This window comes from Methylobacterium sp. Leaf466, assembly GCF_001425565.1.
In the GTDB taxonomy this organism is placed as follows: Bacteria; Pseudomonadota; Alphaproteobacteria; order Rhizobiales; family Beijerinckiaceae; genus Methylobacterium.
Genome location: NZ_LMRC01000034.1, coordinates 19,555 through 31,879, shown reverse-complemented (window position 1 = coordinate 31,879; position 12,325 = coordinate 19,555). Strand labels below are relative to the sequence as shown.

General features: G+C 73.2%; 8 protein-coding genes. 5 read left to right on the top strand and 3 right to left on the bottom strand.

The features are described 5' to 3' along the window. Window positions 1-4: 4 nt before the first annotated feature. Entirely contained in the window at window positions 5-634 is a 630-nt protein-coding gene (locus ASG59_RS16345) for a TetR/AcrR family transcriptional regulator (RefSeq protein ID WP_056410128.1), read from the top strand. Window positions 635-778: 144 nt separating this feature from the next. Here the strand turns inward: ASG59_RS16345 and ASG59_RS16340 are convergent, their stop codons facing one another. Next, the gene (locus ASG59_RS16340; protein WP_082528812.1) at window positions 779-1,798 is read right to left on the bottom strand and encodes a KpsF/GutQ family sugar-phosphate isomerase; all 1,020 of its coding nucleotides are present in this window, start codon (window positions 1,796-1,798) and stop codon (window positions 779-781) included. 206 nt (window positions 1,799-2,004) lie between these two features. Here ASG59_RS16340 and ASG59_RS16335 point away from each other — a divergent pair, with 206 nt between their 5' ends. Next, a complete protein-coding gene (locus ASG59_RS16335) occupies window positions 2,005-3,699 on the top strand; it encodes an outer membrane beta-barrel protein (protein ID WP_056410126.1) in 1,695 nt (564 codons plus the stop codon). Between the two features lie 12 nt (window positions 3,700-3,711). On the opposite strand, the gene ASG59_RS16330 is transcribed toward ASG59_RS16335, so the two are convergent. Further along, window positions 3,712-4,284: an AprI/Inh family metalloprotease inhibitor gene (locus tag ASG59_RS16330; protein ID WP_055882725.1), complete on the bottom strand. Its 573-nt coding sequence runs from the start codon at window positions 4,282-4,284 to the stop codon at window positions 3,712-3,714. 329 nt (window positions 4,285-4,613) lie between these two features. Here ASG59_RS16330 and ASG59_RS16325 point away from each other — a divergent pair, with 329 nt between their 5' ends. Then, window positions 4,614-4,877 carry a hypothetical protein gene (locus ASG59_RS16325; protein ID WP_055882724.1) on the top strand — a complete coding sequence of 88 codons (264 nt, stop codon included), beginning with the start codon at window positions 4,614-4,616 and terminating at the stop codon, window positions 4,875-4,877. Window positions 4,878-4,950: 73 nt separating this feature from the next. Here the strand turns inward: ASG59_RS16325 and ASG59_RS16320 are convergent, their stop codons facing one another. Continuing rightward, entirely contained in the window at window positions 4,951-5,325 is a 375-nt protein-coding gene (locus ASG59_RS16320) for a DUF6481 family protein (protein ID WP_055882722.1), read from the bottom strand. A gap of 675 nt (window positions 5,326-6,000) precedes the next feature. Between ASG59_RS16320 and ASG59_RS16315 the strand changes: the two genes are divergently transcribed. Beyond that, on the top strand, window positions 6,001-7,938 hold the full coding sequence (locus tag ASG59_RS16315; protein WP_244475749.1) for an autotransporter assembly complex family protein: 1,938 nt from the start codon (window positions 6,001-6,003) through the stop codon (window positions 7,936-7,938). A 101-nt stretch (window positions 7,939-8,039) separates the two neighbouring features. After that, window positions 8,040-12,311, top strand: coding sequence for a translocation/assembly module TamB domain-containing protein (locus ASG59_RS16310; protein WP_244475734.1), 4,272 nt, complete (start codon window positions 8,040-8,042; stop codon window positions 12,309-12,311). Window positions 12,312-12,325 lie beyond the last annotated feature (14 nt).

Sequence of the window (12,325 nt, the reverse complement as noted above, 5' to 3'; positions counted from 1 at the left end):
GAACATGAGCGATGATCTTGACACTGTCAAGCGATCGGCGGCCAAGCCCGAGGGCTATCACCACGGCGACCTGCCGGCCGCATTGATCGCCGCGGCGACGGACTGCCTGCGCGAGCGCGGGATCGACGGTTTCTCGCTGCGCGAGACCGCACGGCGGGCGGGGGTCTCGCCGGCCGCCCCCCAGCACCATTTCGGCGATGCGCGCGGGCTGCTCACCGCGGTGGCGACGCGCGGCTTCCACCTGCTCGGCGACGCGCTCGCAGAGGCCGATGCGGCGGCGGGGGACCGCGATGCCCGCATCCGCGGCCAGGGCCGCGCCTACCTGCGCTTTGCCCTCGACCATCCGGCCGAGTTCGACACGATGTGGCGCTGCGCGCGCATCGATCCGGCGGACGCCGCCTACGCCCAGGCCTCGGCGCGGGCGTTCGGGCTCCTGGCGGCGGCGGTGGCGGACCGGCCCTTCGTGGCCGCGCAACGGTGGCCCGAGGAGCCCAACCCGCGGGCGGTGGCCTGCTGGTCGCTGGTCCACGGCCTGGCGCGCCTCGCCCTCGACGGCGTGTTCGGGCCTGCGGAGGCCGCGCGGGCCGGAGTCGACCGGCTGCTCGACCCGGTGATGGAGTGCCTGGTGGTGTGAGACGGTTTCCGCTTGGATAAGCGGGGACTGTATCACCGAGCCCGCGCGGCGCCTGAGCGAAGCCGAAAGCCGCATTGCGAAGCAAGCCAACGGATTTCGTATGAAGCGCCGGCCGGGCGTGACCGCGCGTCGTCGCAGCAGTCTTCAGGCGACGCCGGCGCGCAGCAGGTCGTGGTAGTGGACGAGGCCGACCGGGCGGTCGTCCACCACCACGATGATCGAGGTGATCTTCATCGATTCCTGGATCTCGAGGGCCTTGGCCAGCAGGGTCTCCGGGTTCACGGTGCGTGGCTTGGCCGTCATCAGGGCCTCGATGCGCAGGCCGTCGAGGTCGGAGCGGAACATGTTGCGGCGCAGGTCGCCGTCGGTGACGATCCCGGCCAGGCGCCCGTCCGCCTCCACTACCACCACCGAGCCGACGCCCTTGGCGTCGATCTCGGCGATGGCCGCGCGCACCGCGGTGCCCCGCGCGACCACGGGCAGCCGCTCTCCGGCATGCATGACCTCGCGGACCTGGCGCAGGGAAGCCCCGAGCTTGCCGCCCGGATGATAGATGCCGAACTCCCGCGCCGAGAACCCGCGCGCCTCCAGGAGCGCGATGGCCAGCGCATCGCCCAGCGCCAGCTGCATCGCCGTCGAGGTGGTGGGCGCCAGGCCGTTGGGGCAGGCCTCGCGGGCCTGCGGCAGGGTCAGGCACACGTCCGCCTCCCGGCCGAGGGTGGATGCGGGGTTTGAGGTGACGGCGATGAGGCCGACGCGATAGCGCCGGGCGTAGCCGATGATGTCGGCGAGTTCCGTGGTCTCGCCCGACCACGACAGGGCCACCACCACGTCCTCGGGCTGCACCATGCCGAGGTCGCCGTGGCTCGCCTCGGCCGGGTGGACGTAGAGGGCCGGCGTGCCGGTGGAGGCGAGGGTCGCGGCGATCTTGCGGCTGACGTGGCCGGACTTGCCCATGCCGGTGAGGATCACCCGCCCGCGCGCGGCCACGATCAGCGCCACCGCCGCCGTGAAGGCATCGCCCAGGCCGTTGCCGATGGCCTCCATCAGGGCGCCGAGGCCTTCGCGCTCGGTCTCGATGGTGCGCAGGGCCGAGGCGACCGCGGGGCTGTGCTCCCTGTCGCCGCCCTCGGGTGCCATCGTGATCCGGTCCGCCTGTACCATGCCCGCCCGTGTCTCCGCCTTGCGGGTTCCATCGCCGCGATCGCGCTATCGCGCAAGACAATGGTCGGATCGCGGCCGCATCGCCTCGCCCGGCGCCCGTTGACGGTGCATTAACCGCGATCGTTGTAGCTCGGTTAACCACGACGCCGCCGGGGACGAGCCCCGGCGGCGGGCGCGGGGGATGAGCGGAGCGACGTCGGCCGGTGATGCGCGCAACGCCGATCCGGAACGGCCAGGCCGTGGCCGCCCTCGCCTTCGCGCTGGCGCTGGCACCCTCGCAGGCCGTCGCCCAGGCGATCCCCGATCCATCCGCGCAGACCGGCACCGACGGCCTGCGGGGCATCGCGACGCCGGCCGCCGCGACGCCCGGCAACGCCGCGACGGGCGACGCCTCCGGCGGAGGCGGCCTCGACGGCGGATCGAGCGCACGGGCGGGGGCATCGGCCTTCACCGGCGCGACGCGGGCCGGGACCGGCCGCATCGGCGGGGCCTCGAGCGGCATCAACAACCGGGCGCCGGCCAACCTCCTGCGCCAGCGCGCGGCGCCGCCGCGCCGGCTCGGCTCGGCCACGAGCGCGGTCACGCGGCAGGTGACGCAGATCCCGCCGCCGGACCTGCGCCTCTCGCCCGTCGTCCAGAACCCCGTCGTCGGAGTGCCGCTTCCCGTCGTGGCCGGCTCCCCCGGCACCCTGCCGCTGGCCGGGCTGTCGACGCCCGGCGCCGTGCTCAATGCCGCCCTGCGGCGGCCGCTCGCCGTCGACGACGCCTATGCCCCGCTGGGCCTGCGCCTCGGCACCTTCACGGTGCTGCCGAGCGTGCAGCAGAGCATCGGCTACGACACCAACCCGGAACAGGTGGTCAACCGGGCGGCCAGGAGCTCGCTGGCCCTGCGCACCGAAGGCGACCTGAACTTCCGCAGCGACTGGTCGGCCCACGAACTCGCCGGCGAACTGCGCGCCGGCTACAACACCTATCCCGACAACGAGGCCGCCGACCGTCCCAACGGTGCAGGCAACGTGCGCCTGCGCATCGACGCCAACCGCGACACCCGCATCGACGTCGAGGGGCGCTTCCTCGTCGACACCCTGCGCGCCGGCAGCCCGGACCTCAACGCCACCGTCGCCGGCCGGCCGATCGTGGCCAGCTACGGCACGACGGTGGGCGTCACCGAGACCTTCAACCGGCTGCAGGTGAGCCTGCGCGGTCTCGTCGACCGCTCGGAGTTCGAGGACGCGCGGCTGACCAACGGCACGATCCTCTCCCAGGCCGACCGCAACCTGAACCAGTACGGATTGCGCATGCGGGCGGCCTACGAGATCTCGCCGGTGATCTCGCCCTTCGTCGACGTGCTCGGCAACACCCGCGTCTACGACCAGAGGACCGATTTCAACGGGATCCGCCGTGACTCCGACGGGGTCACCCTCTCGGCCGGCGCGGTGTTCGCGCTGACGCGGCTGGTCTCGGGCGAGGTCTCGGCCGGCTTCGAGCACCGCACCTACGACGACCCGCGGCTGCGCGACCTGACCTCGCCGGTGGTGAACGCCTCCCTGATCTGGACGGCGAGCCCGCTGACCACGGTCCGGCTCACCGCCGCCGCCGGCATCGTCGAGACGAGCCTGCCCGGATCGAGCGGCGTGCGCACCCAGGCGGGGACGCTGGAAGTCCAGCACGACCTCCTGCGCAACCTCTCGATCACCGTGGGCGCCGGCTACCTCGCCAGCGACTACGACCGCCTCGCCATCAACGAGCGCGGCTTCTCGGCCACCGCCCGGCTCGACTACCGCTTCAACCGCTGGCTGACGATGCGCGGCAGCTACATCTACCAGCAGATCGACAGCTCCACGAGCGGATCGAGCTTCAGCGGCAACACCTGGCTGCTCGGCCTGCGGGTGAACCCGTAGGACCGAGAGCCCTTATCGGACCATCGACAGCGAGGCGCCCGACTTCGACAGCGCGCCGTCGAGGGCGCCGCCGCCCTGGCGCAGACGCGCCGTCACGGTGCCGCCGGGCTGGTAGAGATAGACCTCGCCATCGCGAAAATCCCAGGCCGTGACCTTGGAGAGGTCCTTGTTCGGGCAGCCCGATGCGGAGGCCTTGTAGAGGTCGAGCGCCGGGGCGCTCGAGAGCGAGACCTTGCAGGTGCCGCCGGTGGCGTCCTTGGCGTTCCAGCTTCCCACCACCGACGAACGCCCGCCCGAGACCACCGGCGGCGTCGGCGGCGGCACGTAGACGGGCTCGGCCGCCACCGGCGGCGGCGCGGCCGAGGCCACCGGCGGGATCTCGGCGGGCACGGCACTGGCGCCCGGCGGCGGGGCCAGGGGCTCGGAGGTCACCGGGCCCGAGGGGATGGCGGGGACGGCGGGTTCGAGGGCCGCCTGGGGCCTCGGCGCCCTGCGGGTCGGTCCGTCGAAGCGCTGGGAGGCGCAGGCGCCCAGGGTGGCGGCGAGGGCGAGGCAGGCGACGGTCGTCGAGAGGGGACGCGGCATCGAGAACGGTTTCCGGCAGGACACGGGTCGGGTTGGCGCTGCCTCACCGGCAATTGCGCTGGCCGCAAGGCGATCTCCGCAGCCGTGTGGATCAAAGCCGGGCGAGGGCGGGTTTTGCCCGCCGGTGTGGCGTCGAGGCCGCACTCGTCTCGGTGCCATCGCCCGCGTACCGAACACCCTCCGGGCGATGCCGATGGGCGGACGTCGCTGACGCCGGCGCGATCGAACGGGGGCCTTGCCATTATAACCGGCACGATCGGTCGAAGCGTGCTATGGCGACCGGGAAGCCCGCACGCCCTTCGTGCCAAGGGCCATCCCGAGAGGCCCCAGTGGCGAATGCCTTCAAGAGCGGCGCATCCCAGTCGCGCAGCACCAACGATTTCAACGAGCGGGCCAAGCAGCTGTCCGAGCGCCTCGGCGCCATCGAGAAGCCGGCCCAGATGAAGCGCGGAAACGCGCCGCGCCGGTCCTTCAAGTCCGGCCCGCGCCCGGAGGCCGAGGCCGTGCCGGCGGAAGCCGAGACCGAGGTCGCCGAGACGGAGACCGAGAACGAAGAGGCCGAGGGCGGCGAGAAGTCCGACTCCGAGTCCTGAACGACGAAAGGCGCGCCCCGATGGAGCGCGCCTTCCGAAACCGACATCGATCCGGGTTCCGGAGATCCCGGTGTCAGCGCCTGGCCTTGGCCTTGCGCGCGGCGTAGCGGGCATCGCGGGCCGCCTTGCGGGCGATGAGCTCCTCGGCCTTGCGCTCGGCGGCGAGGCGGGTCTCTTCCTCCTCCCGCGCGATCTGGGCGGCGAGTTCGGCCTCTTCCCGGGCCCGCTTCTCTTCCGCCGCGGCCTTCTCGGCGGCGATGCGGGCGGCCTCACGCTCGCGCGTCCGCTCGTCGCGGGCACGGGCGATGGCCGCGCGGGCCTCGGCCTTGGCGATCATGTCCGGGTCATCCGCCGGGGGACGGGCCTTGAACTTCTCCAGCAGCATCTGCTTGGCGCTGGCGGAGTTCTTCCTGCGGTCGTCGAAGTTCCGATAGTCGAAGGCGCCCATATGACCTTTCTCGTGTGGTGAAGCGCGGTGCGAAGCCGCGTGTGACGACGCGCGGCCCTGAGGACCACGCCATGGTGTCTGCTCATGGTTGGAAGTGGGGATGGATATGCCTCAGGAGAGGCCCGAAATCAACGCAGAGCGTGTGTCGTCGACCTGCATTGGGCCCCGTTTCGTCGGGAAAACCACCGGACTGTTGCCTGGCTTCACCGGCCGCCACCTTCGATCGGCCCGCGTCCGACTGTGACCCGATGACGCCGCGCCTGCGACGGGACCGGGCGCCGGGGTTCGTCCCGCCCGTATCCGCTGGCCTTTCCCGTCGTCCCGGCGCCTGCGTCGCGGCCCGCTAGCCGCCTGCCCGCGCACGAAAAATCCCGTGCCGCCCTCCCCCGGAACGGCGTCGTTCCCACAGGCGCGCCCTTCGCCGAGCCGGGAACCGAGGTGTCCGTTTTGGCACCGTTCGGACGCGCGGCGATTTGCTCCCCCGCAACCTTATCGCTACGTTTGGGCCGCTAAATGCAACGACGTGACGAGGGCGACGGCGTCGACACGACGTCGTGGAGGGGGCGGTATGACTGAGCCGACGCGGCCGGGACGATGGGAGCGGTGCGCCGTTCCGATGCCGGCTTGAGGGAGTTCCCGTCCCCCGTGGCACGCTATCGGCCGATCCTCCAGCGCGTGGCGACCTGCGTCGTGGTCGGCTGCGTTCTGGTCGCCCCCCGCCCGGCCGCCGCCTTCGACCTGTTCGGTCTGTTCGGCTCGGAGGAGGAGCCGCCGGCGCCGAGCGTCGCCGCCGTGCCCTACACCGTGAAGTTCCAGGGCGTGGAGGAGGACGACGTCCTCCAGGCCCTCAAGGACACCTCTTCGCTCCACCGCCTGCGCCAGGAGGCCCCCCCCGACGGCGAGGGCGTGGTGCGCCGGGCCGAGGCCGACCTCAAGCGCCTGGGCGACGTCCTGTCCGGCTACGGCTACTACCAGGGCCGCGTCGCCATCGTCGTCGAGGGCGTCACCCTGGGCGGCGAGGCGTCGGTCGCCGCCGCCGCGCGCGCGGCGGAGGCCGCCCGCGGTCGCAGCCTCGTGCCCGTCAAGGTCGTGGTGGAGACCGGGCCGCTCTACACCCTGCGCTCGGTGACCGTCCGGGACCCCCGCGGCGGGGCGATCGCGACGGAGGTGCTGCCCCCGCGCTTCACCGAGGTCGACCCGTCGGTGCCGGCCCGCTCGGCCACGGTGCTGGCCCGCGAGGCGCAGATCGTCGACCGCTTCCGCTCGCTCGGCCATCCCTTCGTCAAGGCCGTGGGCCGCGACCCCGTCGTGGACGATGCCGCCCACGTCATGGACGTGACCTTCGTGGTCGATCCCGGGCCCATCGCCGGGCTCGGGCCGGTCACGGTCCGGGGCACGAGCGACATCGATCCGGCGGTGGTGCGCTCCTTCATCTACACCGAGCCGGGCGACCCCTATTCGCCCAAGGCCCTGGCCGACATCCGCCGCTCGGTCTCGCGCGTCGAGGGGCTCGGCTCCGTTCGCGTCCGCGAGGGCGAGGCGCTGGACGCCGATGGCAACCTGCCGATCTTCGTGGACGTGACCGAGCGCGACCGCAACCTGATCGGCGTCTCGGCCCGCTATTCCACCGTCGACGGGCCGGGCGTGCGTGGCTACTACGCCAACCGCAACCTGTTCGGCGGCGGCGAGACCCTGCGGATCGACGCGGACGTCTCCTATCTCGGCAACGACCTCTACGCGACGCAGCGCAAGCTCGCGGGCATCGATTCCAACGGCATCGGCGGGCGCCTCGGGGCGACCTTCGTCAAGCCGGCCCTGTGGGGCACCCGCAACGACCTCGTCGCCAACCTGTTCGTCGGGCGCGAGGCGCAGCAGAGCTACGTCACCGACGCGGTGGGCGGCACCATCGGCATCCGCCACCGTTTCTCGGACACCTTCTTCGCCCAGATCGGCGTCGACGGCCAGGTCGGGCGCTCGCAGGATGCCCTGGGCAAGCTCGACTACCGCCTCGTCGGCATCCCGGTCTCGCTGTCCTACGATTCCACCGACAACCTGCTCGATCCGACCAAGGGCGTGCGGCTCACCGCCTCCGCCACGCCCTATGCGGGCTTCCTCGGATCCGACCCCTCGATCTTCGTCGCCAAGGCGCAGGGCTCGACCTACTACGCCTTCGACGAGGCTGGCCGCTACATCATCGCCGGCCGGGTCGGGTTCGGCTCGATCTCGGGCGCCGACCTCGCCGACGTGCCGCCCAACATCCGCTTCTTCGCCGGCGGCGGCGGCTCGGTGCGGGGCTTCGCCTACCGCACCCTCGGCCCGCGCGGGCCCTTCAACCTGCCGGTGGGCGGCCTGAGCCTGCTCGAAGCCTCGGTGGAGGGTCGCATCAAGGTCACCGACACCATCGGCGTCGTGCCGTTCTTCGACGCTGGCACCGCCTTCTCGGGCAGCCTGCCGGACTTCGACGAACGCATCCGCACCGCCGTCGGCCTCGGGCTGCGCTACTACACCGGCATCGGCCCGATCCGGGTCGACGTCGCCTTTCCCCTCGACCGCATCAAGGGCAACAACGAACGCCCGGTCGCCCTGTACATCAGCCTGGGACAGGCCTTCTGATGGGTGTTTTCGGACGGGTTTTCGCTCGCTCCAGTCAGGCCGGCTCCGCCAACCCTCCCCCCTCTGCCGGGGGCTGGAGGTGGCTCGCGATCGTCGTGGTCGTGTGCCTCGCCCTCGCCACCCCCTTCTCCCTCACCCGTGCCGACGAGGCGGAGAAATCCGTGCTCGGGGGGCTGCTCTCGAAGGCGCTCTCGACGCCCGGCTCGCAGGTCTCCATCGGCGCTGTGGACGGCGCTCTGTCCTCCGACGCCACCATCCGCGACGTGGCGATCAGCGACCGCGACGGGGTCTGGCTGAAGCTCGACCGGGCGCGCCTGGTCTGGCGCCGGCTGGCGCTGCTGTCGGGCCGGCTCGAGGTCGAGACCCTGGAGGTCGGCCGCCTCGAGGTACTGCGCCGCCCCCTCCCCGCCCCGGTCTCCGACGTGCCCGAGCCCGACGGATCGCTGCTGCCGGACCTGCCGGTGAAGGTCGAGGTCAAGGCGTTCAAGCTCGGTGAACTGGTCCTGGGCGAGGCCGTCGCCGGCCAGCCGGCGCGGCTGGCCGCCACCGGCAAGGTCAAGCTCGGGCCGCCCGCCGAGGGACTCGACCTCGATGTCGCCGTGACCCGGCTCGATGCCGCCGGCACATTCGCCGCCCGCCTGCTCTACGTACCCACGGGTGACCGGCTCGACCTCAAGACCACCCTGGCCGAACCCGCCGGGGGCCTGCTCTCCAAGGCTTCCGGCCTGCCCGGGACACCGCCCATCGACCTCGACCTCGACGGCAAGGGCACCCTCGACGCCTGGAACGCCAGGCTCGACCTCGATGCCGGCCCCTCCCTCAAGGCCAAGGGCTCGGCGCGCATCCTGCGGGTCGGGATCGAACGCCGTCTCACCCTCGATCTCGCCACGCAGGTCGACGGGCTGCTGCCGGGCCCCGCCGCGGCGGTGTTCTCCGGCCAGACCCGCCTCGACGGCGGCCTGCGCTTTTCCGACGGCGGGGCGATCGCCCTCGACCGGCTCGAACTCGCCTCGCGCACCGCCCGGCTGACCATCGGCGGCACCCTCGGCGCCGACCGCATCGCCGACATCACCATCGCGGCCCGCTCCCTGCCCACCGACGGCGGGGTCACCAAGGCCTCCGACGCCGAACTCGAAAGCCTGACCTTCGACGGCAGCCTCAAGGGGCCGCTCGCCGGGCTCACCGTGAAGGGCGCGCTGAAAGCTGCCGGGCTCAAGGCGCAGGGCAGCGCCCTGGAGCGCGTCACCGCCGACCTCGACGTGGCGCCCTTCGTTTCCGGCACCGGTGCGAAGCGTTTCTCCATCGCGGCCGACGCCAGGGTGGAGGGATTGGCGCTCGCCGACCCGGCCCTGCGCAAGGCCATCGGTTCCAGGGCCGCATTGACCTTGCGCGCCACGCTCGACCCCGACGCGACCCTCGACGTCACCGGTCTGACCATCGATGCGCCCACGCTCAACGCGACCTATGCCGGGCGGATCGGCCAGAACGTGCTCACCGGCAAGGTGGCCGCTTCGCTCGCCGACCTCTCCGCTTTCGCGGGTCTGGCCGACCGGCCGCTCGCGGGCAGCCTCGACGTCAAGGCTCTCTTGAGCGGCGACCCGGCTCGGCGCGCAGTGAGCGCCGACCTCGATCTCACCACCCGCGCCCTCGCCCTCGGGACCGCGCCCCTCGACCGGCTGCTAGGACGCGCGCCGACGCTGCGCGGAAAAGTGTTCCAGGTCTACGACGGCTACGGCTTCGAGGGCCTGCGCTTTGAGGGCGCCCATCTCACCGCGGCCCTCGACGGGCGGGCCACCGGGCGCGCCGCGGACGTCCGGGCCAAAATCGACCTGGCCGACCTCGGCCGGATCGACGAGCGCCTCTCCGGCCGGGCCGCCGTCGACGCGCGCCTCGGCGGCACGCTCCAGCGGCCCGATCTCACCGCCACGGTCAGCGCCCCGAGCGCCACCGCCATGGGGCGCCCGGTCAAGGCCCTGCGCCTCGACGCGGCGGTCAGGGATCTCGCCGGCGCCCTCGACGGCACCCTGCGACTCGGCGGCGAGATCGGCGGCAAGACGCTCACCGGCGACGCCGCGGTCCGCAAGGTCCTGCCGGAGGAGTGGCGGCTCGATCGCTTCGCCTTCAACCTCGGCTCGGTGCGGGCCGACGGCCGCGGCACGCTCGACGGCGCCACCGGGCTCGCCGAGGCCGCGGTCACCCTTGCCGGCTCCAACCTCGACGACCTCTCCGCCCTGGCGCTGACCCCGCTCGGCGGCAGCATCGACGCCGCCGTCACCCTGTCTCGGGACGGCGTCCGCCAGGATGCCCGTATCGTCGGCAAGGGCGCTTCGCTCCGGGTCGGCGAGGTCGGCCTTTCGCGGTTCGACGCCGATCTCACGGGGCGCGACCTGCGCGGCCGCCCCGTCCTCGACGGTCGCCTCGAGGCCGACCGGGTGGTGGCGGCCGGGCAGACCATCGACACGGTCCGCCTCGTCGCCACCGGCACGCCGGCGGCGAGCGAGATCGTCCTCAAGGCCAAGGCGCGCGGCTTCGACCTCGACGGGGCCGCCCGGCTCGTGCCCGAGGCGCGGACGCGCATCGAGGTGTCCCGCTTCACCGTGGTGCGGGGCTCCGACAGGGTCGCCCTGGCGGGTCCGGCCACCATCACCCTCGACGGCGGCTCCGTCGTCCTGGACGGCCTCGTCGTCTCGGCCGGCGCCGGGCGCGTCAGCCTCGCCGGCCGTGCCGGGTCGAGCCTCGACCTCACGGTGGGCATCCGCGCCCTGCCCCTGTCCATCGCCCGCATGGCGGTGCCGAGCCTGACGCTGGCCGGCACCCTCGACGGCGAGGCGGTGGTGCGCGGCAGCCCGGCCCGGCCGGAGGGACGCTACGACCTCTCCGTCTCCCGGCTCGTGACGCCGCAGACCCGGCAGGCCGGCCTGCCGCCCATCGACGCCAAGGCCCGCGGCACCCTCGACGGCGGCCGCGCCACCGTGGACGGCCGGTTCTCGGCCGGGCGCGGCGCCGAGGTTACGATCACCGGCTCCCTGCCGGTGGCGGCCGGCGGCGACCTCGCCCTCAAGGCCAAGGGCACCTTGGACGCGGCGCTGGCCAACAGCCTGCTCAGCGCCGGCGGCCAGCGCGTCACCGGCCGCATCGCGGTGGACGCGGGCGTGAGCGGAACGCTCGCCGCCCCGCGCGCGGAGGGGGCCGCCGTACTCACGGGCGGCAGCTTCACCGACCCGCTCCAGGGCCTGCGCTTCACCGGCATCGAGGGCCGGGTGACCGGGCGGGGCGACACCCTCGTGGTCGAGCGCCTGACCGCCCAGGCCCGCAACGGCGGTGTCCTGCGGGCGCAGGGTCGCGTCGCGCTCGCCCCGGACGCCGGATTTCCCGGCACCCTGACCCTGCTCGCCGACAGGGCGGAGCTCGTCTCCTCCCCCCTCGTCACCGCCACCGCCAGCCTCAACCTCGCCCTGAGCGGGCCGCTGGCGCGGACCCCCAAGGTCTCCGGCCGCATCGACCTCGTCTCGGTGGACGTCTCGGTACCCGACCGCCTGCCGGCCACGGTGCAGCCGCTGCCGGGCATCCGCCACGTCAACCCGACCCCGGAGATCCGCCGGCAACTGGCCGCCAAGGCGCGCCAGGAGCAGGCTGTCCGGCGCAAGGGCAAGGCCGCCCCGCCGTTCGATGCCAGCTTCGACGTGACGGTCAGCGCCCCCAACCGCATCTTCGTGCGCGGGCGCGGCATCGACGCCGAACTCGGTGGCGACCTGCGCCTGACCGGCTCGTCGCGCGACCCCGTCGCCACGGGCGGGTTCGACATGCGCCGCGGCCGCCTCAGCATCGTCGGGCAGCGCCTCGATTTCACCCGCGGGCGCCTGACCTTCGGCGGCGAGATCGCGACCCCCGACCTCGACTTCGTGGCCGAGACCAGGGCCAGCGACGTCACAGCCCGGGTCGCCGTCTCGGGCCCGGCCAACCGCCCGACCTTCGACCTGACCTCGACCCCGAGCCTGCCGCAGGACGAGGTGCTGTCGCGCCTGCTGTTCAAGAAGGCGGCCGGCGGGCTCTCGGCTTTCCAGGCGCTGCAGCTCGCCCAGGCGGTCGCGCAGTTCTCCGGCAACGCCGGCGGGCCCGACGCCTTCGAGCAGGCCCGCAAGGGCCTGGGCCTCGACAGTCTCGACGTCTCCACCGGCGCCAGCGGCGGCCCGGCGCTCGGCGCCTCGCGCTACATCGACGAGCGCCTCAGCGTCGGGGTGAAGGCCGGCGCCAAGCCCGCCGACACCGCCGTCACCATCGACTACGACGTCACCCGCCGCATCAAGCTGCAGGGCGAGGCCGGCAGCGACGGCCGCACGGCGGTGGGGGTGGGCGCCGAATGGGAATATTGACCGCACCGGGCCTG